The sequence below is a fragment of the Methylobacterium sp. J-092 genome (genome assembly GCF_022829325.1).
Classification (GTDB): domain Bacteria; phylum Pseudomonadota; class Alphaproteobacteria; order Rhizobiales; family Beijerinckiaceae; genus Methylobacterium.
Genome location: NZ_JAKSXU010000177.1, coordinates 20393 through 44250, shown reverse-complemented (window position 1 = coordinate 44250; position 23858 = coordinate 20393). Strand labels below are relative to the sequence as shown.

The 23858-nt window shown below is 66.9% G+C and carries 22 protein-coding genes; 12 read left to right on the top strand and 10 right to left on the bottom strand.

Annotated elements, in window-relative coordinates; all coding sequences use genetic code 11:
• Nucleotides 1-34: 34 nt before the first annotated feature.
• Nucleotides 35-595: a metallophosphoesterase gene (locus tag MKK60_RS20920; protein ID WP_243988435.1), complete on the top strand. Its 561-nt coding sequence runs from the start codon at nt 35-37 to the stop codon at nt 593-595.
• The gene (locus MKK60_RS20915) at nt 582-863 is read left to right on the top strand and encodes a hypothetical protein (protein WP_243988434.1); all 282 of its coding nucleotides are present in this window, start codon (nt 582-584) and stop codon (nt 861-863) included. Before MKK60_RS20920 ends, MKK60_RS20915 begins: the two co-directional genes overlap by 14 nt.
• A gap of 54 nt (nt 864-917) precedes the next feature.
• On the opposite strand, the gene MKK60_RS20910 is transcribed toward MKK60_RS20915, so the two are convergent.
• From MKK60_RS20910 to MKK60_RS20885, 6 genes are all read right to left on the bottom strand, one after another.
• Complete coding sequence (locus MKK60_RS20910; RefSeq protein ID WP_243988433.1) at nt 918-1448, bottom strand: hypothetical protein; 531 nt, start codon at nt 1446-1448, stop codon at nt 918-920.
• Nucleotides 1449-2096: 648 nt separating this feature from the next.
• On the bottom strand, nt 2097-3125 hold the full coding sequence (locus tag MKK60_RS20905) for an IS110 family transposase (protein ID WP_243988432.1): 1029 nt from the start codon (nt 3123-3125) through the stop codon (nt 2097-2099).
• Between the two features lie 197 nt (nt 3126-3322).
• Nucleotides 3323-4159, bottom strand: coding sequence for a CDP-diacylglycerol--serine O-phosphatidyltransferase (gene pssA, locus MKK60_RS20900; RefSeq protein ID WP_243988431.1), 837 nt, complete (start codon nt 4157-4159; stop codon nt 3323-3325).
• Between the two features lie 12 nt (nt 4160-4171).
• The gene (locus tag MKK60_RS20895; RefSeq protein ID WP_243988430.1) at nt 4172-4882 is read right to left on the bottom strand and encodes a phosphatidylserine decarboxylase; all 711 of its coding nucleotides are present in this window, start codon (nt 4880-4882) and stop codon (nt 4172-4174) included.
• 292 nt (nt 4883-5174) lie between these two features.
• The gene (locus MKK60_RS20890) at nt 5175-5999 is read right to left on the bottom strand and encodes an HIRAN domain-containing protein (RefSeq protein ID WP_243988429.1); all 825 of its coding nucleotides are present in this window, start codon (nt 5997-5999) and stop codon (nt 5175-5177) included.
• On the bottom strand, nt 5996-6715 hold the full coding sequence (locus MKK60_RS20885; protein ID WP_243988428.1) for a hypothetical protein: 720 nt from the start codon (nt 6713-6715) through the stop codon (nt 5996-5998). The genes MKK60_RS20890 and MKK60_RS20885 overlap by 4 nt, the downstream gene beginning before the upstream one ends.
• A gap of 511 nt (nt 6716-7226) precedes the next feature.
• Between MKK60_RS20885 and MKK60_RS20880 the strand changes: the two genes are divergently transcribed.
• Nucleotides 7227-8135: a hypothetical protein gene (locus MKK60_RS20880; protein ID WP_243988427.1), complete on the top strand. Its 909-nt coding sequence runs from the start codon at nt 7227-7229 to the stop codon at nt 8133-8135.
• A 57-nt stretch (nt 8136-8192) separates the two neighbouring features.
• Nucleotides 8193-8819, top strand: a complete 627-nt coding sequence (locus MKK60_RS20875) for a hypothetical protein (protein WP_243988426.1) — start codon at nt 8193-8195, stop codon at nt 8817-8819.
• A 157-nt stretch (nt 8820-8976) separates the two neighbouring features.
• Here the strand turns inward: MKK60_RS20875 and MKK60_RS20870 are convergent, their stop codons facing one another.
• Both MKK60_RS20870 and MKK60_RS20865 read right to left on the bottom strand, forming a co-directional pair.
• On the bottom strand, nt 8977-9294 hold the full coding sequence (locus tag MKK60_RS20870) for a response regulator receiver protein (RefSeq protein ID WP_243988425.1): 318 nt from the start codon (nt 9292-9294) through the stop codon (nt 8977-8979).
• A gap of 190 nt (nt 9295-9484) precedes the next feature.
• Nucleotides 9485-9853 carry a hypothetical protein gene (locus MKK60_RS20865; RefSeq protein WP_243988424.1) on the bottom strand — a complete coding sequence of 123 codons (369 nt, stop codon included), beginning with the start codon at nt 9851-9853 and terminating at the stop codon, nt 9485-9487.
• A 128-nt stretch (nt 9854-9981) separates the two neighbouring features.
• Here MKK60_RS20865 and MKK60_RS20860 point away from each other — a divergent pair, with 128 nt between their 5' ends.
• Nucleotides 9982-10596 carry a hypothetical protein gene (locus MKK60_RS20860; RefSeq protein ID WP_243988423.1) on the top strand — a complete coding sequence of 205 codons (615 nt, stop codon included), beginning with the start codon at nt 9982-9984 and terminating at the stop codon, nt 10594-10596.
• Nucleotides 10597-11097: 501 nt separating this feature from the next.
• Here the strand turns inward: MKK60_RS20860 and MKK60_RS20855 are convergent.
• Nucleotides 11098-11595, bottom strand: coding sequence for an Rrf2 family transcriptional regulator (locus tag MKK60_RS20855; RefSeq protein WP_243988422.1), 498 nt, complete (start codon nt 11593-11595; stop codon nt 11098-11100).
• Nucleotides 11596-11690: 95 nt separating this feature from the next.
• On the opposite strand from MKK60_RS20855, the gene hmpA reads away from it, so the two are divergent.
• From hmpA to MKK60_RS20820, 7 genes are all read left to right on the top strand, one after another.
• The gene (gene hmpA / locus MKK60_RS20850) at nt 11691-12932 is read left to right on the top strand and encodes an NO-inducible flavohemoprotein (RefSeq protein WP_243988421.1); all 1242 of its coding nucleotides are present in this window, start codon (nt 11691-11693) and stop codon (nt 12930-12932) included.
• Nucleotides 12933-13024: 92 nt separating this feature from the next.
• Nucleotides 13025-14224: a YbfB/YjiJ family MFS transporter gene (locus tag MKK60_RS20845; protein ID WP_243988420.1), complete on the top strand. Its 1200-nt coding sequence runs from the start codon at nt 13025-13027 to the stop codon at nt 14222-14224.
• Nucleotides 14225-15023: 799 nt separating this feature from the next.
• Nucleotides 15024-16766, top strand: a complete 1743-nt coding sequence (locus tag MKK60_RS20840) for a sensor histidine kinase (protein ID WP_243988419.1) — start codon at nt 15024-15026, stop codon at nt 16764-16766.
• Nucleotides 16767-19676 carry a PAS domain-containing protein gene (locus MKK60_RS20835; RefSeq protein ID WP_243988418.1) on the top strand — a complete coding sequence of 970 codons (2910 nt, stop codon included), beginning with the start codon at nt 16767-16769 and terminating at the stop codon, nt 19674-19676.
• 310 nt (nt 19677-19986) lie between these two features.
• A complete protein-coding gene (locus MKK60_RS20830; RefSeq protein ID WP_243988417.1) occupies nt 19987-20367 on the top strand; it encodes a response regulator in 381 nt (126 codons plus the stop codon).
• 28 nt (nt 20368-20395) lie between these two features.
• The gene (locus MKK60_RS20825; RefSeq protein WP_243988416.1) at nt 20396-20632 is read left to right on the top strand and encodes a hypothetical protein; all 237 of its coding nucleotides are present in this window, start codon (nt 20396-20398) and stop codon (nt 20630-20632) included.
• A gap of 118 nt (nt 20633-20750) precedes the next feature.
• Nucleotides 20751-23507: a PAS domain-containing sensor histidine kinase gene (locus MKK60_RS20820; protein WP_243988415.1), complete on the top strand. Its 2757-nt coding sequence runs from the start codon at nt 20751-20753 to the stop codon at nt 23505-23507.
• A gap of 214 nt (nt 23508-23721) precedes the next feature.
• On the opposite strand, the gene MKK60_RS28510 is transcribed toward MKK60_RS20820, so the two are convergent.
• The gene (locus tag MKK60_RS28510; RefSeq protein ID WP_279604190.1) at nt 23722-23853 is read right to left on the bottom strand and encodes a hypothetical protein; all 132 of its coding nucleotides are present in this window, start codon (nt 23851-23853) and stop codon (nt 23722-23724) included.
• Nucleotides 23854-23858 lie beyond the last annotated feature (5 nt).

Here is a 23858-nt window from a genome sequence, read left to right as displayed (position 1 = left end):
CCGTGCGCGCAGCCCCCGCAAGGAGGCTGCCCTGATGCGTACCTTTTTCACCGCTGACACCCACTTCGGCCACAAGGGGGTCCTGTCGATGGCCGGGCGCCCGTTCGCCTCCATCGAGGAACACGACGAGGCGCTGATCGCGGCATGGAACACGGTCGTCGGCCCCCGCGACGAGGTCTACCACCTCGGCGATTTCGCGATGGGCGCCACCCCGGAGCGATGCCAGGCGATCTTTCGGCGCCTGCGCGGTCGCAAGCACCTCATCCGGGGCAACCACGACAAGAAGCGGGTCCTCGACCTGCCATGGTACTCCCGGCAGGACCTGGCGACACCCAAGATCGAGGGGACCCGGGTTGTGCTTTTTCACTACCCGATGCGCGCCTGGGCCGGTGCGTTCCGCGGAAGCATCCAGCTATTTGGGCATACTCACGGACGCCTTCCGGACACCTCCCAGTCCTGCGACGTCGGTGTCGACCGCTGGTCGTACGCGCCGATCAGCCTGGGGCAGATCCTTGAGCGCCTCGCAGCCACGCCCACGATTCCCGAAGAGCGCCTGCTGGGCGAGCCGCAGGAGGATGACGATGGCGAGGCGTGAGCGGGAGATCGGCCCCGGCGAGGTCACCTGCCTGGCATGCGGGTGGGTGTCCTACGCGGTGACGCGGGCCGAGGCGGAAAGCGAGGTCGCCCGCATGCGGGCGTACCTAGCGACCCTGTCGGCCGAGGATCGCCGGGGGTGGTCCGAGGAGGGCCCCAGCGTCGAGAAGTACGTCTGCCGTAGCTGCGGCGGGAACACCTTCAGGCCGGCCTTGCCGGAGGACTGCCCGGACGGCGCCACGACGAATCCCGTCATCTGGCAACCCTGAAACGAAGACAGCCCCGGGTCACCCCGGGGCCGTCATCCTAGGTCGAGAGTGGGCCTACTCGGCGGCGAAGCGCATGTTCCGCTTCACCTGGTCGAGAAGCTCGGCGGCCCCCTTCATGTCGTCCATGAGCTGGGCCCACTCCTTGACCGTCGCGCCCCGGCCGGACTGGATGCGCCCCTCGGGGGTCATGCGCTCCCAGAAGCGCTTGATCTCATCGCTCGCCCGTCCCCGGGTTTCGATCTCGCGCTGACGCCACTCGTAGATCTGCGCGAAGGTCTCGGCCTCGGCCCGGTCGTCGACGATGAAGGCGGTCATGTGGAACGAGGTCTTGCCCTCGGCCTGCATCCTGAGCAGCACATCGACGCCGCCCTTGATCTCGGCGAAGTCGACACCGCGCGGCTTTGTCAGGTCCGGGAGATCCGGAAAGGCTCCGAAGACCAGATCGTTGGCCTCGAAGATCTTGGCCATCCTCACGGCCTGGCGCTTGGGGGTAAGCCCGTTCATGTCCTCGTGATTGAGCATCGCCTTGATGAGCATGTCATGGGCGAACTGCTCAGTGGACGAGAGATGCTTGATGTCGGTCATGTCGTGTGTCCTCCCGCGGGGATGATCGCCCGCTGTCAGGATAGAAACACACGCCCCCATGACTCCGCGAGTCATTTGACTGGCAGAGCGAGGCATAAGGTGCGCTGAGATTAACAGCTACTCACCTGCAGTAGATTTCACGCAGCCAGGAAAAAGACAAGTCCTCGGAAATTACATCGAATTGTTTGGTAAATTCCGGGTTAATCTCCACAGGGCTCCCCGCTCATCAGGCGCCCCATGATCCCCGGGGCGGCCGCCTCGACGGAAGCGGAGAGTGCCCGTGCCTGCGCCAGGGAGGGATCATCAGCGGGTGGCGGGCCGGCCTATGGCAGCAGCAGGACGGCATGAACGGCACGGCATGCCCCGACGGCGACAGGCAGCATGCGGCGCGAAAAACGTATGGCCCGCCCCGTCCGCAAGTGGCTGATGATCCGCTGGTCTGAGCAGTCTGCATAAACGTATCCGGCCTTTCGGCGATGCCGTTGGCCAAGATGGAGATCCGCGCGTCCTGGTCCTCATAAAGGGGTCTGCGTCGAGCGCCATTTTTCGCCAGAGGCTTCCAGAACACCGATCGACTGTCAGGCCATCTTCCTCTCACCGCTCGCAGACATCGGAAGGCCGACGAAGGCTTCGCCGACCAAGCTCGGTTCAGGCAGCCACCGCCGCCGGCTCATAGACGCGTTCGTGGCGCAGCAGCGCCCAGACGGTCCGGGCCATTTTAGCCGCCAGCACAACGACGGCGGTGTTGGCGTGCGCCCGCGCCAGCAGGCCCCGCAGCCATTGGCCGATCCGCGTATCGCTTTTGCGAAGGGTCGGCATTGCCGCCCGTGCACCCTGGATCAGCATCTTGCGCAGGTACTTGCTGCCGCGCTTGGTGATGCCGACGAGTTTGGGTCGTCCGCCAGTCGTGACTTGCCGCGGCACGAGGCCGAGCCAGGCCGCCAGATCACGCCCGCGGGCAAAGGTGGCCACGTCACCGATCGCCGCAACCAGCGCTGTCGCGTTGAGTGCACCGATGCCCGGGATGGTGGTGAGCCGGCGAGCATTCTCGTCGGTCCGAGCCTGTTCGGCGAACTCGCCATCGAGCGTTGCGATGCGTTCGTCGAGGGACTGCCAACGTTCCCGCACGTCGGCCACGAGGCTACGCATCCGTGGCGTGATGTCCGCGGCGGTGTCGGGATCGAGCAGGGTGTTCAGGCTGGCGGCAAGCTTGGCACGTCCTTGCGGGACGATGTGGCCACGCTCCAGCAGGATGGCCCGGATCTGGTTCATCAAGGCCGTGCGTTCGCCCACGAGCTGGTCGCGCACCCGGTGCAGAGTCTGCATGTCGAGCTGCGCTTCCGACTTCAGCGCGACGAACCGCATGGTCGGACGCGTTGCAGCCTCTGCAATCGCCTCGGCGTCACGGTCGTCGTTCTTCTGAGCCTTGACGTAGGGACGCACGTATTCCGGCGACATCAGCCGGATGGTGTGGCCTTGAGCAGCGAGCGCCCGGCCCATGTGATGCGCGCCACAGCACGCCTCCATGGCGATGATGCAGGCCGGAAGCGTCGCGCCAAAGGTCATCACCGTCTCGCGTCGCATCCGGCGTCGCAGGACGACCCGACCGGTCGCATCCTGCCCCACCAAGCTGCAGCTGTTCTTGCCCAGATCGATCCAGAGTATCGCAATGGCCATCGGTCCGCTCCATCCCTCGTGTGAGCCACACTGCAAACCTAGCAGTGAAGCCCGGTGAGGGGCGGGCCATCCATAAAGGGGGGCATCGGATCTTAGATGCGGACGGCCTCGGGCACGAGGCACCGCTCATGCCCGAGTCGAAGTGCCGTCAGACCGCTGCAGCATCCCCAAATGATAACGGAGAGTATTGTCTACGCTTAGATCGCGGAAGCGGGGTCTTCGCTCGTCTCGGGGCGCGTCTGCGGCTCCAGGCGTGACCGGCGGCGGTACTGCGCCGCGCCCACCGGCAGGCCGACGATGTAGGCGGTGCTGATCGCCACCAGCGATTCGAACGGGAACGAGATCAGCAGGCCGAAGGCGGCGACGCCCGCCAGAAAGATCGGCAGCACCAACCCGCGCGGTACGCGCTTGCCCATGGTCTTGCCGGAGAAGGTCGGCACGGTGGAGACCACCAGCAGCGCGATGCCGAGCACGTAGACCAGGATCGCGGGCGCGGCCCAGGCCTCGAAGCTGAAGCCGAGGAAGTGCAGGTAGAGCGGCAGCATCGCCGTCATCGCGCCGGCCGGCGCCGGCATGCCGACGAAGTAGTCCTTCTTCCATTCCGGGCGGTTGGGGTCGTCGAGCATCGCGTTGAAGCGGGCGAGCCGCAGCGCCATGGCGATGGCGAAGATCAGGGCCACGATCCAGCCGAGCGATTTCAGGTTGTGGAGCGCGAAGCCGTAGAGGATCAGCGCCGGGGCACAGCCGAAGTTGACGAAGTCGGCCAGCGAATCGAGCTCCGCCCCGAAGCGCGAGGTGCCCTTCAGCAGCCGCGCCACGCGCCCGTCGATGCCGTCGAGCACGGCGGCCGCGATGATCGCGATCACCGCCGGCTCGAACTTGCCCTCGAAGGCGAGGCGGATCGCCGTCAGCCCGAGGCAGAGCGCCATCAGGGTGATCATGTTGGGCGCGATCATCCGGAACGGCACCGGCTTGAACCGGCGCGGCCGCGGCTCGTTCGCGTCCGGCTCGAAGGGCGGGAAGAGATCGTCCATCGGCCCCTCCCCTCAGATGCGCCGGAACGAACGCTCGGGGCCGCCGCCGAGGTCGGCGAGCACGGTCTCGCCGGCCACCGCCTTCTGGCCGAGGCCCACCAGCACGCGGGTGCCCACCGGCAGGTACACGTCGACCCGCGAGCCGAAGCGGATCAGCCCGAAGCGCTCGCCGACCTGGAGCTGGTCCCCGGCCGAGACGAAGCCGACGATGCGCCGCGCCACGAGGCCGGCGATCTGCACCACGCCGATCCGCACCGGCTGGCCGCCGTGCAGGGTCTCCATCACCATCCCGTTGCGCTCGTTGTCCTCGCTCGCCTTGTCGAGCTCGGCGTTGAGGAACAGCCCCGGCGTGTAGTGGATCTGGCCGATCTTTCCCGTCACCGGCACGCGGTTCACGTGGCAGTCGAACACGTTCATGAACACCGAGACCCGGGTCATCGGCACCGGCGGCAGGTCGAGCTCGGGCGGCGGCAGCACGGTCGAGATCAGGTTCACGCGCCCGTCCGCCGGCGACACCACGAGCCCGTCGGCCAAAGGAGTCACCCGCTCGGGGTCTCGGAAGAAGTAGCACACCCACAGGGTGAGGATCAGGAACACCCAGCCGAAGAACTGCGAGAACGTGCCAGCCAGCACGGTGAGCACGATCCCGATCACGATGAAGGGATAGCCCTCCTTGTGGATCGGGACGAGCGTCCGGCGGATCGTCAGGAGAAGATCGTTCATGCGGTCTTTCGACTGGGCGAGGTCAATCGGGATTTTGAGCCGCGCGATGGCAGTCCATGGCGCGAAGGTCAACCTCGCGCACCGTCGCGCGAGGGTCTGGCGCCTGATCGGAATTACACCCTCTCCGTCATCCTGTGGCGACGAATTTAAGCCCGGGACTCAGAGCCGCTTGCATGAGTAGTTTCAGGCACCAACAAGCGTTCCGGCGTGGGCCACCTCTATGACGGTAACGAGCTGGCGGTGGGTATCGGCGGCATCGAGGCGACGGAGGCCGTCGACGAATGAGCGGGCCTCAGACATGGGCCGACGTCTCCGCGCCGATACGGGGGACACGGACCGCGTCGCGATCCAGCTTGCTCCGGGGCGCGCGGGCCCAGGCGCGGATCTCGTCAGCGAACGCCTGGGTGAGCTCGGCGTAATAGTCGTACCGGCCGATGACGACGCCGGCCTTCTTGCCGATGCGGACCACGGTCGAATCCGAGCACGCCAGATCCCGAGCGAGGTCGTCGAGGTCGATCCTCGATCCGATGGCCGGAAGGGTCGGCTCGAATCCGACCGCCATCAAGGTCTCGGCCGCGTCGGCAAGACGGCGCCTGCGATGAGCCTGCAGGATGTGAGTGAAATGTTCGGCCCGGCGCTGGAGACGGCGCTCCCGCTTCGGCCGCATCGGGGCCTCCAGGGCGTCCCGGACGACGTGCTCGATGTGGCGCTCATATAAAGGAACGGCCGCTGCGCCGACGACGAGGGCGCGGAGGCTCCATGCCTCACCGTCGCCGAGGTCCACGACATACGCCCGGGCGGCCGCGCCGGCATCGAGGAGCGGGGCGACCTGTGCCGCGGCGTACCTCGGCAGGTGACCGAGTTGGTGCTCGTTCCTCCACCAGACCTGAACCGCGTTCCCATCGTACTCGTTCTCGGGATCGCGGACGAGGTGGAGCCGGTCGCCCGGCTGCGGGCGCAGGCGCGCGCCGGTCATCTCGTCCCGGGCGTCGTAGCGATAGAACTGGAGCCCGGCGATCTCGCTGGAGAACCAGGCCTCGCCCTGCTGCAGGCGGGCAGCCTCGATTCCCACGGGGGCGTCGAGCAGGCCGGAAAGGTCGGGGACGGCGTCGCTCATGCCGCGATCCTCGCGTCGATACGATGCCAGTAGGCCGCCGTCACCTTGGCGTGCCCCTTCACGATCTTGACCCAGCCGTCCTCCATCGCGTGGATCATTGCCCAGCCGTTTGAATGATCGTCGGTGTGCAGGTTCGGCGCGCAAACCGAACGGCACGGACGGAGGCCCTTCGGACCGAACAGGACAGGCTCGCTCCTGTCCTCCGGCTCCGGAATGCCCAAGGCGCCAAGGATCAGCCGTGCCTCCGCGGGCTTAATGCATCCCTGTTCGAGCCCGTACTGAACCGCGTTGACGATGAACCGGTCCGTGGTGTGCTCCCGGCTCGCCAGCAGGGCCTTCCATTTCCCTTCAGAGATCAGATCGATGGCATGAAACCATCGGGCGTTCATCACGCCGGCATGCATCTCGTCCCAGCGAGCCCGGACGCCCAGCGCGGTCTCGACCCGACCGACGAATGGCAGGCTCCCGGCCGCGGGCGTGCGCAGCCAAAGGCGTACGTCCCCATCGACGATCTCGACGCGGACGGGGAAGGCGTAGGACCGAGGGGAATACGGAACGGTGACGTCCTGAAGCGTCCCGGTGTTCATCGAGAGGTGGCTGGGATTCGTGATGATGCCGTGGACCTTGAGCGCCTCGCATAGACGATCAGGCGTCCAAGGGGTCCGAGGGGCGAAGTCGAAGTCGAACTGATCCGGGCTCGGTTTGCACCTGCTCATGCCCGGTCTCCCCAGGTGGCGGTGGCGACCAGCAACGTCGCGCCGTCCTGATCGCACAGGGCGACCTCCTCCGGTTCGCGTGGCACGTATGCCGGTTCGTCCCTCTGAAGCCCAAGGCCTCTCAGCACTGAATCCCCGGGCACGCGACGCCCGTACAGGATGTCCGTGATGTATTGCGGGCTGACGCCGCAGCTGAGGGCCCAGGCTTTTTGGCCTCCTGCTTCTGAGCATGCAGCCCTGAGCTTGCCTACGACGTCATCCGTCCGCAGGACACCTTTTCTGTCGGTCATCATCCCCATCCCATTCGGTCCTATGTGGGAGGGTATGACCAAACAGCGGATTCGCAAGGCTCCTCAGCAAATATATATGCTTCGAAATTCGTAGGATGTCTGGCTGTCAATTTGACCAGTCAATTTGAAATCATGAAATACTTTGCAGATCGCCCTTCCATCTTGCGGGGCGGGGTGCTGAAATACGTCTGTCAGCGGATTCGACGGAGCACACCCACACCATGATCAGCCTCATCCTCCTCGCCCTCGCCCTCGGAGGCATCGCGGCCTCCGCCTATGCGGCGGCCCACTCTCCACTCCCGGCCACCCAGGCCCTCCCGGCCGGCGTGCTGGCTCTCTCCTGGCGTCGGGTCGGCGAGCGCAACACGCGCAACGGCAAGAAGACGCTCTGGGCCGCGGAGGGCTTCGACACCTCGGCATTCCAGCGCGCCTACGCCGCCGACAGGGACGCCATGCGGACAGTCGGATTTAGCTGGGACGACAGGACGCCGGTCTGCTGGGAGAGCATCCCACCGGCCGCCGACGAGGAGGTCCTGGCGGTCGTTGCGGCCGCCGAATCCAAGGCCGACGCCATTCGGGAGCAGGAGCGCGTCGCCAAGATCCAAGAGGCCGACCGGGACTGGCTGGAGCATGGCGCCGAGCGGGCGCAGGCCATCGCCCGGCTGCGGGCATGCCTCGATCAGCGGCCTTGGGCGTGGACGCCGAGGAAGAAAGAGTGGGGCACGGCCATCCTTGCTGCGGACCAGCCGACTGCCAGGGGCGCCCGGATCGCTGGCGAACTCGTGGACGAAGTGGAGGCCATGATCGCCGAGGTGACCCGGCGCTTGGGTGCGGTCCGGATCGAGGAGTGGTGGGAGCGCGCGGAAATCGAGAGCGTTCGCATCGCCGTCCTGACGGCCTGCCGGGTCCTGTCAGACCTGGACGGGGACTACGCCGCAATCCGGAATGGGGGCGGCTGGTCGGCGGCCCACAGCCACACCGGGCACGTCGTCTCCGCCTTCGACGCTCTCGATCAGTGCCAGGCCTCGCACGCCCTCAGGGCCGTCTGGGCTCACAGGAAGCAGATCCCCGTGGAGCTGCGCGTGCGGATCTTCGAGACCCCCGCGTCGGAGCTCACCCGCACGCCGTAGTCGATTGCATGCCCCTGACGACAATCGAATCCCCACCAGGATAGGACACCCCACACCATGCGTGCAGCCCTCCGCGCCTTCGCCATCGCCCTTGCCACGGCCCTTACGTTCACCACGAAGCTGGTGTGGGAGGGCGGCCGCTGGGTCGCTCGTTCCGTGCGGGACAGCTTCCGCCCGCCCGTCGGCGCCGGGGGCCACATCGAGCACGCCTTCGATGACATCGCCGCCAAGGCCGAGGCGGCTACCGCTTCCACCCCGGTCGCCCCAGCCGAATCCGTCCTCCCCGCGAAGGCGCTGCCGGCGCCGATTCCGCTGGACCCGATCCTGGAGAGGGGGCGCATCGCCGAACGGTTCGCCCATGCCATGCTGACTGTCGATGAGGAGCCCACCACGGAAGGGCTGGACGAGGCCGCGTCAGCCTGGCTGAACTCCTTGAACGCCTCGGAACTCATGCAGATCGACCGCCACGGCGCGCACCGCGTGGGCAGCCACATGGCCGGCCTCCGCCAGATCGAAGGTCTCCCGCTCACCCCCACCCCGGCGGAGTACCGGAGCGCCCTCTGTGCGGCGGCGCAGATCACGCCTGAGATGCGGGCGAACATCCGGGAGCACGATGAGACGCTGAAGCGGGTCATCGAGGAGATGCTGGAGCAGGAGCCCGAGCGGTACGCCCCGGCGATGTGAGACAACCCACTCAGCAACAGGCCCGCCCGGGGTCACCGGAGCGGGCCTTTTTCATGCCCGGATGCCGGGGTGCGACATATTGTTCAGGGCATACGATTTTTGTTGCGCCTTTCCCGCTGCACACACGGAAGCACACGTGCGCACACCGTGTGCCGCGTTAGGCAGCCCGCATGTGGCGGACGAGGAGGCCCCGGGCGCGCAGGGTTTCGGCCTTGGCGGATGCGAGCTCGCGCTGGAGCCGGGCGTTCTCTTGGGCTAGGGCGGCATTCTCTGACCGCGTTGCGACGAGCACCCGGCGCAGGGCATCGACGGCCCGAGCAGCGCGGTTGGCGGCGGTGATGTTGCGGTCCTGCTGCACGGCATCGGCGTAGGCCTGAGCCGCGAGGCGGTCCTGGCGAGCCCTATTGAGGACGCCCGCAAGACCGAGGCCCGCAGCGTCGAAGGGGGCGGCAATGGCGTGGGCGGAAATCGACATGGTGGCCTCCTCAGCGCTCGGTGTGAGGAGACGATCTCAGCTCGCGGACTCGCCGTCGAGGGGGAGTCAACGCCTGTCCCTGGCCCGGACGCAAGAACAGGTGGATACCGTGGAGGGTGGTTAGCGCCCCGTTACTTATGCGAACTGAATCGGATTGTTCGCTGGACGGCATCCTGTGTAACGGTTGGTATTAAACGAGGCGGAGCCGCTTCTGCAGGGCGTCGATGGCGGCGTCGTGGGACACGCCGCGACCGTGGACGAGGTTGGCCAGCGCATCCCTCATCAGGGGCTCCAGGCCGACGAGAAACCCCTTCGTCGTGCCCTTGGCCTTGATGCGGCGGCAGGCATCCCCCTTCGCCAGGGTCTCGATCAGGGCTGACACGATGGCCGTGTCGACAACGCGCGGATCGGGTGTGCCGGCTGCCCTCCGCTCGGCGCGCTCGATCCGCTTGCGCTGGGCCTCGTCCCGGCGGGCGGATGCAGCCTGCGCTGAGGCGCTCTCGATGACGGAGACCGCCGCGGCGCCGGGCTCGGGGAAGTGGGTCATCTGCTGCTGCATGTCGGCCTCCGGGGGGTATGAGGGATTCTCCCCCTCGGGGCCGAAAACGGCAAATCCGGACACCGTCCTGGTGGGACACCGTCCCCTCGGGGGGGGTCCGTTGCGGACGCCGTCCGCAGCCGCAGGGCATGCTCAAGATCGACATCGAGATCAACCTGTCAGCTTTCGAACGGGAGGTCGACGACCTCATGGCCAAGGCCTTCCAGCCGGCGGTCGTCGAGGCCCTGAACAAGGCCGGCGAAGCGGCGCGGGACGCCGTCCGGAAGGGGATGATCTCGGCCTTCGACAGACCCAACCCGTTCACGCTGGCGGGCGTCGACATCATGAAGGCGAGCGTCCGGACGGACGGCGGCGACCCCAGCGTGCTGATCTACATCCGAGACCGAACGGCGAGCTACCTCGACCTGCATGTCACGGGCGGGACGAGGCGCGCCGGAGATCCGTTCACCACCAGGCGCGGTCCCATCGTGCCCGGGCCGCGCGCCCCTCGGGACAGTTTCGGAAACCTGCCCCGGGGCTACATCGCCGATGCCATGGCCGAGCCCGACGTCGCTTGGGTGACCCTGAAACCCGGCAAGCCGCCGGCCCTTGTGCGCCGGAAAAAGGGACAGCCCCTGGAGGTCCTGGTCCTGATCGTTGAAAAGGTCTCGTTCGAGGCTGAACGGTTCGATTTCTACGCCTTGGCGACGGGACCGGCATTGGACGTATTCGGCCCCGCGTTCACGGACGCCTTCGACCTCTAGGACGGGTACAGGGGCAGCAGCGCGTAATCCGAGACGTTGTTCTGCTGGGCGGTCGGGAACGAGGGCGAGGCCGCGAACGTCTTGATTAGGCCCTTCCATGTTATGCCGCCGTCGAACGACGCGTAGGACCGGGGCCACAAATCGCCGGGTCGCTTGTCGTGGCGGGGAACAGCCGGCTTCAACATGGGGGGCGGCGAAGGACCGGTCGAAAGCGGCGAGGACCTTTACGGAGACGGCGACGGTCTGCGAACTGCCTAGCGCGTTACACATAGCGCTACCTTCCGAGTCGTTCGACCCTGTCGGGCCGGGTGCCCCAGCAAGCCCGCGCGTCCCTTGCGGGCAGCGCAGTCGCAGGCCGGCGCGCTCATGCCAGCGTCACGGCTTGGGCATAGGGACCCGCATCGCCGCTCCGGCGGCTCGATCCTACCCCAGCCATGCCGAACCACCTCTGCATCAACCCCCACGATCCCTACCTCAGCGTATGCACAGAGACGATAAGCTTCAGCTTACGCCACGCGATGTTGCCCCAGGCGAGGAAAGGCGTTCCGGAACCGCGGTGGTTGGAAATGGCAAACCGAGGAGAGCGGCAATCTCGATCCCGTCAGATCCACCCAGCAGGTCGGCCAGGGTGTAGCCATCCAGAACGGCGAGGAACGCCGCCAGGGCCTCGCCCAAGGCCCGCCGCAGGCGGCAGGGTGCCGTGATCGCGCAGGCGCCGCTGGCGAAGCACTCGACCAGCGCGAGGTCCTCCTCGGTCTGGCGAACCACCGCCCCGACGACGATGTCCGCAGGGGATTTCGCGAGCCGCATGCCACCGCCGCGGCCCCGGATAGTGCGGATCAATCCCTGCCGTCCGAGTTGGTGCACCACCTTCGTCAGATGGCTCTCAGAAATGCCGTAGGCCTGCGCGATCTCGGCAATCGTGCTTTGCCGCGGCTCATGCAGACCGACGTAGATCAAGGTTCTCAGGGCGTAGTCGGTGTAGCGCGTCAGACGCATGGCAGCTCCTGTCAAGCCATAAGGTATATATGGATTGCACCTTTTCAATCGAGCGTTCATAAGGTTCATTGCCAATGTACCTTATGAGGATGCAGATGCCGACCCCGCTCTCCCCGGCTACCATCGCCCTGATCAAGGCTACCGTACCCGCCCTCGAGGGACACGGGCTGACCATCACCCAGCGCATGTACGAGCGACTGTTCGTCGATGCGGAGATGCGCGCCCTCTTCAATCAGTCCCATCACGGCGAGACCGGGTCGCAGCCCAAGGCGCTGGCCCAGGCCGTGCTCGCCTACGCCCGCAACATCGACAACCTCGGCGTGCTGGCGGGCGCCGTCGAGCGGATCGCCCAGAAGCACGTCGCCCTGAACATCCTGCCGGAGCATTACCCCCACGTGGCGGTGGCCCTGCTCGGCGCGATCCAGGACGTGCTCGGCGAGGCCGCCACGCCCGAGATCAGCGCCGCATGGGGAGAGGCATACTGGTTCCTTGCCGAGTTGCTGATCGGTCGCGAGGCCACGATCTATCGCGACCTCGCCACGAAGCCGGGCGGCTGGAACGGCTGGCGCGGGTTCGTCGTCGAGAGCGTCACCCAGGAGAGCGAGACGATCCGCTCCTTCGTGCTGGTTCCGTCCGACGGGAAGCCGGTCCTGCGTCATGAGCCGGGACAGTATCTTGGGTTCCAGTTCGACCTCCCCGGCCATGGCGCGCTCAAGCGCAACTACTCCATCTCCTGCGCCTCGAACGGTCGCGCCTATCGCATCACGGTGAAGCGGGAGGCCGCGCCGGGCGTGCCGGCCGGCGTCGTCTCGAACTGGCTGCACGACCATGCCGGACCGGGCACATCGGTCAGGGTCGCCCCGCCCGCCGGGGATTTCTTCCTCGACCGAGGCACGGACGCGCCGGTCGTCCTGGTCAGCGGCGGCGTCGGGCTGACCCCCATGATCAGCATGCTGGAGACCATCGCCGAAACCTCGCCGGAGCGCCCGACCTGGTTCGTCCACGGTGCGCTGAACGGGCGGGTCCACGCCATGGGCACACATGCACGAGCGCTGACCGACGGACACGCGAACCTGCATTCCCGCTTCTTCTATGCGGAGCCGGACGGGCGGGAACCCGCCGACGGGCAACCCGCGGAGACCGGCCTGGTCACGGCGGAGTGGCTGGTGGCGAACACCCCCCGGGAACATGCGACCTACTACCTGTGCGGCCCCAAGCCATTCCTGGCCGCGCTCGTGAACGGGCTCGGGCGCCACTGCATCCCCGTCGACCGTATCCGCTTCGAGTTCTTCGGTCCCGCCGATGAACTCGTTGAGGCACCGAGACAGGCCGCCTGAGCACCACCGCACCGCCGCCCGAAGTGCGGGCTGACCGAGACACCCCATGGGACCTCGTCGAGACATGACGAGGTCCGCCGGACGAGAAGTTCATGAGTAACCAATCGGTTTCATCCCCGGCGCCCGACCGTTCCGCATGGCTGGTCGTCGGCAGCGGCCTCGTCGCTCTGGCCGTCGCCATGGGCATCGGTCGCTTCGCCTTCACGCCCTTGATGCCGCTGATGATGCGCGATGGCACCCTCAGCGCCGCAGCCGGCACGGAATGGGCGGCCGCCAATTACGGCGGCTACCTCGTCGGCGCCCTCACGGCGTCCTGGTTCTCGTCCGATCCGCGCCGCGGGCTCCTCCTGAGCCTGCTCGGCGTCGCGCTGACCACCCTCGCGACCGCCGAGGTCGGTGCGGAAGGGGCGCTCGCCGGCGCCTTACTTCGGGCCGCGGGCGGCCTGTTCAGCGCATGGGCGTTGATCTGCGCCAGCAGTTGGTGTTTGGCCGAACTGGCCCGGCGGCAGGTCTCGCACCTCGGAGCTTGGATCTACACGGGTGTCGGCCTCGGAATCGCGCTGGCCGGCATGTTGTCCTGGCTCGGCGGTCGACAGCCGGCGGTCTGGCTCTGGCTGGAGCTGGGAGCCGCAGCCGGTGCGGGCGCCCTGTTCGTCTGGATGCGTTCACGGGGTCCCGGCGTGACCCCGGCGCCGGTCGAGGAACGCGAGGCGACGGCGGTCGCGGACAACGCCCGCGGAAGACACCTGTCCCTGGCCCTCTGCTACGGCGTCTTCGGGTTCGGCTACATCGTGCCGGCCACCTTCCTGCCCGCCATGGCGCGGGCGCTCACGCCCGACCCGCTGGTGTTCGGGTTGATGTGGCCGCTGTTCGGCTTGGCCGCTGCGCTGTCCGTGGCGGCGGTGGCACGCTGGCTCCCGACGTGGTCGCGCAAGCGGCTCTGGGCGGTAGCACAGGCGACCCTGGCGCTCGGAACCGGCCTGCCGCTGATCGCCCCGGCCCTCTGGGCCATCGCCGCCTCGGCGGTCCTCGTGGGCGGCACGTTCATGGTCATCAGCATGGCCGGCCTGCAACTCGCGCGCGAGGAGCGGCCCGACAACCCTACCCCCTTGCTGGCGCAGCTGACTGCGGCCTTCGCGGCCGGGCAGATCGGCGGACCGGTGTTGATCTGGATGATCGGGACCCGGCAGTGGGCCGGCCTGGACGCGCTGGGCCTCGTCGGCGCCGGGGCCACCGTGCTGCTGCTGCTCAGCGCGGCGTGGCTATGGCGCGATTCTCGTCAGAGGACCTAGAGACCGAATTCTGACGGATAGAACCCACGCCCTGGGTCCGCTCCCGACCCCCCTCGGCCCCTAGGAAGGTCCGCTTCCAGGCTGTTTAAACAGAGGCCATCGACCGGGTCGGGTGGGTAGCGGTCTGGCTGCTTTTGGTGGCGTAATGTCTTGAAGCAGACATAGGTCCAAGCAGCGGGTTCCAAACGACCCGCTTAGCTGCTCTCATCGTCAAAGCCGATAATCTATCAGGATGCCGGAATTAGGGACCCATACATAGGCTTTCCTACACACGCCGCGAACCCTTCGATTGATATCATCAACATCATTGCGGCCCTCCACTACGGTAGTGCTGGTCCGCACGCTGCTGATAGCCGGTCCTAAAATACTTTTAGAACATCAGGGTTTCGCGCTAAAGCAAATTAAGGTATCTGGCCGCCCAATGGAAATTGGGCGGCCCTTTTCGCTGCGCAGTAGGTTTGAACTAGTCTGAGAACGCCCGTCGGCGAGGCTAAAGGCAGTTCGAGCATCCTCCACGCCACTGGTCGCGGTGGCGAGAGCCGACCTAGAGCCGTTCCCGCCATCCTTGGATCGCGGGAACGGCTCCACCTCTTTGTGGGGTCGCAGTTTCTTCACGCGAGCCGGTGCCCACCGCGCTTGAAACGGCTCTAACATCCGGGAAGCAGTCGGGGTACGAGCGCACCTATGTCGGGGAAGCTACCGGCGTGCCGCAATGGCGGTTTAAAAAACCCGACCTAGTTGGGTGGTCAGATCCCGAGACGCGCGACCGGGGGTACCCAGATCCAGGTTGAAGCCCTCGATGTCATTGACGAAACGGATCGTGGGTCTGGTCGTGCTGGCGCTCGTGCCGGCGTTGGCCGTCCAGGGCTATAACGAGTACGCGTTGCGTGCTGCCCGGGCCGAGGCCGTCCGCAACGAAGCGATGCGGGCAGCTCGGAGCGTCGCCGCCGACCTCGCTCAGTTCGGTCGTGGCGCGCGGCATGTCCTCGGCATCCTGGCCGGCCTGCCGGAGATCCGTGGCAAGGACCCACGAGCCTGCACGGCGTACCTCGCCACGGTCGTCGGGCAAGTGCCCGGTTCCTTCTTTTTCGGCGTCGTCGATGCGGACGGACGCATCCGGTGCAACACGATCTCGTCGCCGGCCGGGTCCTACTCGGTCGCCGACCGTGCGTACTTCCAGGATGCGATGCGTTCCGGTGGTTTCGCCGTCGGTGAGGTCGTGATGGGCAGGGTGACCCACCGTCCGACCATCCAGTTCGCGCAGGCCATCGTCGACGATGACGGCGACGGTCGGCCCGATGGCGTCGTCATTACCAGCATCGACCTGTCCTACCTCGCGGCGCGACAGGCCACCGCCGGGCTGCCGCCCGACGCCACGCTTACGGTCGCGGACCGGAAAGGCACGATCCTGGCTCGGCTGCCGGATCACGAGGCTTGGGCAGGCAAGCCGCTTCCCGTAAGCTTGTGGAAGGCCCTGACGGACCATCGCGGCGGCATTGCCGACCTGCCCGGCCTGCTCGGTGATACCCGGATCACTGCAGTGGCCGCAGGCTCGCCGGAGGATCTCGATTCCCTGACGGTAGCGGTGGGCCTGTCGCCGGCCACGGCGTTCGCCGACATCGACGCCGCGACCAGGCGCGGGGTGGTACTGATCGGTCTCGGTGCGGCCCTGGCGGTCGTGGCCGCGCTCATGGCCGGCCGTGCCTTCATCCGCCGACCCGTACGGCGCCTGCTCGCGGCGGCCAGCGCTTGGCGTGCCGGCGAGTTAGGGGCGCGGACCGGGATCTCCGGAAGCGGCGAGTTCGGCCAGCTCGGCGAGGCGTTCGACGCCATGGCCACTTCGCTGCAACGGCACGAGGGCGAGTTGCGCGACGAGGTCGCCCGAAGTCACCTCCTGCAGGAACGGCAGACGATGATGCTGCACGAACTCAACCATCGCGTCCGCAACACCCTCACGACCGTGCAGTCCCTGGCTCGGCAGACTCGCCGCGACGGCGATAAGGGCGAGCGCCTTGAGGGGCGCATCCTCTCCCTATCCAAGACCCACGACCTGCTCTCGCGCGACGATTGGGGCGGCGCCTCGCTGCGTACCGTGCTTGAGAACGAGCTTTCCCCCTTCCGCGACGGCCAGGACCATCGCTTCGGATTGAATGGGACCGACATCGACTTGGCGCCGCGCTACGTCCTGGCGCTCGGCATGACGGTGCACGAGCTCACGACCAACGCCGCCAAGTACGGCGCACTCTCGACCGAGGCCGGGCGCGTCGAAGTGGTCTGGAACGTCGTCACCGGCGAGGGTGGCACGAGGCGGCTCGCCATGGTGTGGCGCGAGAGCGGGGGACCGCCGGTCCAGGAGCCGGGCAAGCGCGGTTTTGGAACGCGGCTGATCACGGGTGGGGTCAGCCGGGAACTCGGTGGCACCGTACAGCTGGAGTTCGCCGCGGAGGGCTTGCGCTGCACCCTGGATGTTCCCTTGGACGAGCCGGACCGATTCACCTCGTTCGGAGATGCCGCAGGCGGTCGACGGGTCGCCATGGCCTGAGTGCCCGATGGCCTTTACCATCAGCCGCGGGGCGGCGTGAGAACGCATGACGCAGGGGATCCGGCAGGACCGAGTGACGGGATACCATTGAAGGCGCAAACGATTGCGGGCAAACCTCGCCGGGCCGGCCTCGTATCCGGAATGGGATCGAAGGGAACGATGGGCGGGCGAATGTTCGGTGCAGGCGAGCAGATCGAAAATCGCAGGCAGGCCGAGATGGCCAGCTACGCCATCCTCGATACGCCGGCCGAGTCCGAGTTCGACGACATCGTGAATGTGGCGTCCGAGGTCTGCGGCATGCCGGTGCCGCTGATCTCGCTCCTCGACGGCGAACGTCAATGGTTCAAGGCCGAGACCGGCTTCGGACAGAGCGAGACGCCCCTGTCCCAGTCGATCTGCGCCTACGCCGTCCAACAGGACGACGTCTTCGAGATCGAGGACCTGACGCAGGATACACGCACCTCGAACAACTCCCTCGTGACCGGGGGACCCCGGGTCCGCTTCTACGCTGGCGCCCCCTTGCGGACGCCGGACGGCGTCGCCCTCGGTGCGCTTTGCGTCCTCGACACCAAGCCGAACAAGCTCACGCCTTCGCAGGCGTTCGTCTTGCGGACGCTGGCGCATCAGGTCGTCACCACCCTGGAACTGCGGCGGTCGCTTCGGCTGCGCAAGGAGAGCGACCGCCGCAACAAGGCGATTCTGGAGAGTGCGGTCGACTACGCCATCGTCTCCATGGACCTGAAGGGCATGGTGACGAGCTGGTCCCCGGGCGCCGAACGCATCCTCGGCTGGGACGAGGCGGCGATGTGCGGCAAGCCCGCCCACGTCTTCTTCACCGAGGAGGACGTATCGACGGGCATTCCCGAGCAGGAGATGGCCTCGGCCCTGCTGCACGGACGCGGAACGGACGAGCGGTGGCACCTGCGCAAGGACGGCAGCCTATTCTGGGCCAACGGCGAGATGGTCCCGCTCCGGGATGAGGACGGGCGGCACGAGGGCTTCCTCAAGATCCTGCGCGACCGCACCGAGCAGCGCAACGCCGCGGCCAAGGAGCAGGCCGACGCCGCGTTCATGCGTGGCGTGTTGTCCTCGTCGGCCGATTGCATCAAGGTCCTCGATCCCGACGCCAGGCTGACCTTTATGAACGAGGGCGGCTTGACCGTGATGGAGGCCGACGGCCTCGATCAGGTCCGGGGCCGCGATTGGACGGACTTCTGGCACGGACAGGCCCGGGCCGACGCCAAGTCGGCCTTCTGGGCGGCGCTGGCCGGCGGCACGGGACACTTCCAGGCACCGGCCGACACGCTCAAGGGCACGCCGAAGTGGTGGGACGTGCAGGTCACGCCGATCCGGGGAGCCGACGGCCAGCCCGAGCGGCTCCTGGTCGTCTCGCGCGACATCACCCGGCAACGCGCTTCCGAGCAGCTCATCGCCGACAGCGAGAAGCGCTGGCGCGGCTTGTTCGAGGGCATGCAGGAAGGCTTTTTCAGCGGAGAGATCATCCGCAGTGATAACGGCCGGGCCATCGATTGCCGGCTAGTCGAGATCAACCCGGCCTTCGCAGCGCAGTCCGGCCTACCCGCCGACACCGTGGGCCGCACCATTCGCGAGGCCATCCCGGACATTCCCGACTGGCTGATCGAGACCTACGCACGGGTTGTCGACACCGGCACCCCGGAGGTGTTCGACATCGCGGTGCCAGAGTTGGGTCGGACATTCGAGGTGCGCGCCTATCGCGAGGCGGGTCAGCGCTTCGCGGCGATGTTCATCGACGTCTCGGAACGCAAGCAGGCCGAGGCTCGGCGCGCGGCGCTGGCGGAACTCGGCGATCGGTTGCGAAACACGAACGACAGAGCGGAGATCGCGCGCGTGGCGTCCGAGATCCTGGGCCGGACGCTTAGGCTGTCCCATGCCGGATACGGCGCGGTGGACCACGACCGAGAGACCATCGTCATAGGAGAAGGTTGGACGGTGCCGGGTATCCCGAGCATCGGAGGCGTGCACGGGTTCCGGGACTACGGCACGTACATCGAGAGCCTGAAGAACGGCCATGCCGTGATCATCAACGATGTGACCGACGACCCGCGCACCGCCTCGGATGCCGACGCGCTTGCGGCTCTCCATGTGCGTTCACTCCTCAACCTGCCGCTGATGGAGCACGGGCGGTTCGTGGCACTCCTGTATGCCCTGAAGGATGTCCCGTACGCCTGGAAGCCCGAGGAGATCAGCTTCGCCAACAACTTCGCCGACCGGACCCGCGCCGCACTGGCCCGGATCGATGCGGAGGAGCGACAGAGAACGCTGAACCTCGAACTCAGCCACCGCATGAAGAACATGCTGGCGATGGTCCAATCCATCGCCACCCAGACCATGCGCACGGCAACCGACCTGGATGCGGCCAAGGAGGTCCTGGCCGGTCGCCTGATCGCGCTCAGCAAATCGCACGACCTGCTCCTCGGCGGCGAGATGGGTGCGGCACCCATCAAGACCCTGATCGAAGGCGCCCTGCAGACCCACGCGGACAACCCGAACCGTTTCGTGTTGGACGGCCCGACATTCACCGTCGGGGCCAAGGCGGCGATGTCTCTGTCGCTCATGCTCCACGAGCTCGCGACCAACGCGGCTAAGTACGGGGCGCTCTCGACGGCGAACGGCCAGGTCTCGATCAACTGGCTGCTTCGCGACGTGGACGGCGAGCCCCATTGCGCCTTGCGCTGGTCCGAGGCGGGTGGTCCCGCCGTTGCGCCACCCACCCGCACCGGGTTCGGATCGCGGTTGATCGGGCGGGGCCTGGCGGGCAACTTCGGAGGCGAGGTCGACCTGTCCTACCCGCGCGACGGTGTGGTCTGCACGATTGATGCTCCACTCGCCGGTCTTCAAGCCGAGGATGCGCCGCGGACCGCCCACTGAAACGACTGAGAACGCTTGGGTTGGCCAACGCGGACGCCGACGAGCCTTCCAGCAGCTCGCCCATGAACCACTTCGGGACGTTGGAGGGCGACGTCCGTGGCGCGAAGCGACCTCCCACGATGTCACTCGGGATGTTCGAACCTGCCCCGATGCCGTTTCATCCACGCGACGCAGGAACCTGGACGTGTGGCGAGTATCCGCGCTTTGGGCAGGCCGTAATCGTATGGCCAAGGTGAAACGAAGGGCGGCCGAGGCGCTTGTCTCTATCATGGGTTAGTTTCGATCCGTGACACGGACACGTATCCAGCTCATGCCGGATCAGGATTTAGCCCTTTCGCCCCCCCACGTCCTTGTCGTCGAGGACGAGGGCCTGATCCGCATGATGGTGGTCGACATGCTGGAGGAGGCCGGCTTCGTGGTGACCGAGGCTCACCACGCCGATGCCGCCTGGGCCATCCTGCAGCGACGCCAGGAGGATATCCGGGTGCTGTTCACGGACATCGACATGCCGGGTTCGATGAACGGGTTCGTCCTCGCGGAACGTGTCGCGGATGCCTGGCCCCATATCGGGTTGGTCATAACGTCCGGCGGAAGGAAGTTAGCCGACCGCGAGGTCCCGGATCACGGTCACTTCCTCGGCAAGCCCTATCGTCCGAAAGACCTTGTGCTCGCCATCCGAGAGGCGATCTGATGTCTCCGTACAAGGACGGCGAGAGCGCATGACCCAAGCCGTCTCGGGTCTGGCGAACGCGTTGGCACGCTGCATCGTCACCGACGAGGGGGCGGCGCGTGATTTCGCGGCGGTCGCCGACACCCTCCGCGATGACGGCCATCAGGCCTCCGCCGATGCCATGCTGCGCCTAAGCCGCCATCACCGCATCAGGGCTCTGGAAGGGCGTGGCAACCTCGCGGCGCTCCGATGCGTCGAGGAAGCGTTGGACAAGGACCGATCCTGACCGATCCTCCTGCAGCCGGGCTTCCTGCAACCGACATCCCGTAGATGCCGTCGCGGCGATAGGTCGACAGGGCTCAACCTCCTCGCGTCCAACACAATTGAACTCTAACCCGCCTTGCATGCAGGCCGCCGACCCGTCCGACCCCTCGATGCTGACCCGCGAGCAACTGGAAGCCGAGGTGCGCCGTCTCCGCGCCCAGTCGGCGTCGCTCGCGCAGATGTTCGAGCAGGCGCCTAGCTTCATCGCCCTGCTGACCGGCCCCGAGCATCGCTTCGCCTTGACGAATGCCGCCTACCAGCGCGCCATCGACCATCGCGACGTGGTCGGCAGTACCGTGGCCGAGGCTTTGCCGGACGCAGCCGCCCAGGGCTACGTCGACCTGCTCGACACGGTCTTCCGGTCGGGCGAGGCCCATAAGGCGACAGGCGCTAGGTTCGACGTTCAGGCGGTCTTGGGCGGTGCAGTCAACGAGCGCTATCTCGACTTCGTCTACCAGCCCATCACGGATGCCCGCGGGTCCGTCAGCGGCATCTTCGTCGAGGGGCACGACGTCACCGAGCGGACGCTCGGCGAGGCAGCCCTGCGGGAGAACGAGGCGCGGTACCGCACCCTGTTCGAGAGCATCGAAGTCGGCTTCTGCATCATCGAAATGCGGTTCGAGGGCGAGCGTGCCGTCGACTACCGGATCGTGGAGGCCAATCCCGCCTTCGTGCGGCAAACCGGTGCCGACGTGGCCGGCCGGTGGGTGAGTGAGTTCGCACCCGATCTCGAACGGCACTGGTTCGATACCTACGGACACGTCGCCCTGACCGGAGAGCCTGCGCATTTCGAGCACTATGCGGAGGTGTTCGGAAGGTGGTTCGACGTCCGGGCCCTGCGAACCGGAGACCCGGGCGCTAACCGCGTGGCCGTCTTCTTCTCGGACATCACCGAGCGAAGGACCATCGAGAAGCAGGTCGAGGCCAGCGAGCGCGAGCTCCGTCTCATCACGGATGCGCTGCCGGTCCTCATCTCCTTCATCGGCGCCGACTATGTCTATCGGTTCGCCAACAAAGCCTACGACGACTGGTTCTCCGTGCCGGCCGACGAGATCGTCGGCCGCGACGTCAGGAACCTTCTGGGAGCGGAGAACTACGCCGCCCGGAAGCCGCACATGGATTGCGCGCTGGCCGGCGAGGCGGTCACCTTCGAGCTCGATTGGCCCCGCCGTGACGGACAGCCCCGCGTCGCCGAGATCAGGTATCTCCCACGTCGCACCCCCGACGGGACCGTCGACGGCTTCCACGTCTTCGTGCACGACGTGACTGCACGGAAGCGGACGGAGGCCGACCTCGCCGGACAGGTCGCGGCCCGAACGGCCGAGCGGGACCAGGTCTGGGAGGCTTCCTCGGACCTGCTCTGCGTCGCCAACCTCGACGGTTACTTCGTCAGCCTCAACCCGGCCTGGCCGAGGACGCTGGGATGGACCGAGGACGAGATGAAGGCTCGTCCCTTCCTCGACTTCGTGCATCCCGACGACATCGCGGCCACTTTGGCGGCGGCGGCCGGCCTGTCGCGCGGCGAGGCCCAGTTCACCTTCGAGAACCGCTACCGCCACAAGGACGGTAGCGATGTCTGGCTGTCCTGGAATGCCGTGCCGCGAGACGGCCTGATCTACGCCTCCGTTCGGAACGTAACCGAGGCCAAGCTTCAGGCAGAGACCCTCTCTAGGACCGAGGAAGCCCTGCGCCAAAGCCAGAAAATGGAGGCGGTCGGCCAGCTCACCGGCGGCTTGGCGCATGACTTCAACAACCTGCTGGCGGGCATCTCCGGCTCGCTGGAGTTGATGCAGACCCGCATGTCGCAAGGACGCCTGGGCGATCTCGACCGCTACATGACGGTGGCACAGGGCGCGGCCAAGCGTGCGGCGGCCCTGACGCACCGTCTCCTGGCCTTTTCGCGCCGCCAGACCCTCGATCCCAAGCCGACCAACGTGAACCGACTCGTCACGGACATGGAGGAGCTGATCCGCCGCACCGTCGGCCCGGCGATCCACCTGGAGGTCGTCGGCCTGTCGGGGATCTGGCCTTCACTCATCGATCCGGGCCAACTTGAGAACGCGCTCCTGAACCTGTGCATCAACGCCCGCGACGCGATGCCGGACGGCGGCCGCATCACCATCGAGACCGCCAACAAGTGGATGGACGAGGCCGGTGCCCGACAGCACGACATGCCGGCCGGCCAGTATCTCAGCCTGTGCGTCAGCGACACCGGCACGGGCATGTCAGCCGAACTGATGGCCAAGGTGTTCGAGCCGTTCTTCACGACGAAGCCCCTAGGCGAGGGCACCGGCCTCGGCCTGTCGATGGTCTACGGGTTCGCGCGCCAGTCCGGCGGACAGGTCCGCATCTACTCCGAGGTCGGCGAGGGCACGACGGTCTGCCTCTACCTCCCGCGCCACTACGGCGAGGCCGACGAGGCCGACGTCGCGCGAAAACTTGCCGAGGTCGGACGGGCCGGTCAGGGCGAAACGGTGCTCATCGTCGACGACGAGCCTTCGGTCCGCATGCTGGTCATCGAGGTGCTGGAAGACCTCGGCTACACGGCCATCGAGGCCGCAGACAGCGTTTCCGGCCTGAAGGTGCTGCAGTCGGACGTCCGCATCGACCTGCTGATAACGGATGTCGGTTTGCCGGGGGGCATGAACGGGCGCCAGATGGCCGACGCCGCCCGCGAGCGACGCGCCGACTTGAAGGTCCTCTTCATCACCGGCTACGCGGAGAACGCCGTCCTCGGGAACGGGCACCTCCGGCCGGGGATGCAGGTGCTGACCAAGCCGTTCGTGCTGGAGACGCTTGCGACCCGCATCAAGGATCTCATAGCCGCCTCGGTGTGAGGGCGAGATCGTCACGATGGAGAGAGCCGCATCACCAAGGAGCGGTGTGCGTCGCGGCGGAGCGTGCGTGATCTACGATCCGGCATTCCAGGCCGGGGACCTGTCAAGAAACCCTCCGTAGGATCGACCCGGCACGACAGACCTGGAATCCGAAGGTCTGAAAACGTTCGGCTCGATGACACGCTCCACCTTTCTCCAGAACCCCATCGACCGGTTAGACGGTCTGTCGCGCAGGACGCTGCGGGTGCCGGACGACCTGCACCGACAGCAGCAGAGCGCAGGCGGCCCCAAGCAGCAGGGCGAGGATCGAGAGCGCGTGGAGCCAGGAGGGGAACATCGTGGCCATGCCGC

Excerpts from the sequence above, each read along its gene's own strand:
- MKK60_RS20825 (WP_243988416.1), top strand. The coding sequence starts at position 20,396 with ATGACCCAAGCCGTCTCGGGTCTGGCGAACGCGTTGGCACGCTGCATC.
- MKK60_RS20855 (WP_243988422.1), bottom strand. The coding sequence starts at position 11,595 with ATGCGTCTGACGCGCTACACCGACTACGCCCTGAGAACCTTGATCTAC.
- MKK60_RS20875 (WP_243988426.1), top strand. The coding sequence starts at position 8,193 with ATGCGTGCAGCCCTCCGCGCCTTCGCCATCGCCCTTGCCACGGCCCTT.
- MKK60_RS20830 (WP_243988417.1), top strand. The coding sequence starts at position 19,987 with ATGCCGGATCAGGATTTAGCCCTTTCGCCCCCCCACGTCCTTGTCGTC.
- pssA (WP_243988431.1), bottom strand. The coding sequence starts at position 4,159 with ATGGACGATCTCTTCCCGCCCTTCGAGCCGGACGCGAACGAGCCGCGG.
- MKK60_RS20880 (WP_243988427.1), top strand. The coding sequence starts at position 7,227 with ATGATCAGCCTCATCCTCCTCGCCCTCGCCCTCGGAGGCATCGCGGCC.
- hmpA (WP_243988421.1), top strand. The coding sequence starts at position 11,691 with ATGCCGACCCCGCTCTCCCCGGCTACCATCGCCCTGATCAAGGCTACC.
- MKK60_RS20915 (WP_243988434.1), top strand. The coding sequence starts at position 582 with ATGGCGAGGCGTGAGCGGGAGATCGGCCCCGGCGAGGTCACCTGCCTG.
- MKK60_RS20905 (WP_243988432.1), bottom strand. The coding sequence starts at position 3,125 with ATGGCCATTGCGATACTCTGGATCGATCTGGGCAAGAACAGCTGCAGC.
- MKK60_RS20865 (WP_243988424.1), bottom strand. The coding sequence starts at position 9,853 with ATGCAGCAGCAGATGACCCACTTCCCCGAGCCCGGCGCCGCGGCGGTC.
- MKK60_RS20895 (WP_243988430.1), bottom strand. The coding sequence starts at position 4,882 with ATGAACGATCTTCTCCTGACGATCCGCCGGACGCTCGTCCCGATCCAC.
- MKK60_RS20910 (WP_243988433.1), bottom strand. The coding sequence starts at position 1,448 with ATGACCGACATCAAGCATCTCTCGTCCACTGAGCAGTTCGCCCATGAC.
- MKK60_RS20845 (WP_243988420.1), top strand. The coding sequence starts at position 13,025 with ATGAGTAACCAATCGGTTTCATCCCCGGCGCCCGACCGTTCCGCATGG.
- MKK60_RS20920 (WP_243988435.1), top strand. The coding sequence starts at position 35 with ATGCGTACCTTTTTCACCGCTGACACCCACTTCGGCCACAAGGGGGTC.
- MKK60_RS20820 (WP_243988415.1), top strand. The coding sequence starts at position 20,751 with ATGCAGGCCGCCGACCCGTCCGACCCCTCGATGCTGACCCGCGAGCAA.
- MKK60_RS20870 (WP_243988425.1), bottom strand. The coding sequence starts at position 9,294 with ATGTCGATTTCCGCCCACGCCATTGCCGCCCCCTTCGACGCTGCGGGC.
- MKK60_RS20860 (WP_243988423.1), top strand. The coding sequence starts at position 9,982 with ATGCTCAAGATCGACATCGAGATCAACCTGTCAGCTTTCGAACGGGAG.
- MKK60_RS20885 (WP_243988428.1), bottom strand. The coding sequence starts at position 6,715 with ATGAGCAGGTGCAAACCGAGCCCGGATCAGTTCGACTTCGACTTCGCC.
- MKK60_RS20890 (WP_243988429.1), bottom strand. The coding sequence starts at position 5,999 with ATGAGCGACGCCGTCCCCGACCTTTCCGGCCTGCTCGACGCCCCCGTG.
- MKK60_RS20840 (WP_243988419.1), top strand. The coding sequence starts at position 15,024 with ATGTCATTGACGAAACGGATCGTGGGTCTGGTCGTGCTGGCGCTCGTG.
- MKK60_RS28510 (WP_279604190.1), bottom strand. The coding sequence starts at position 23,853 with ATGGCCACGATGTTCCCCTCCTGGCTCCACGCGCTCTCGATCCTCGCC.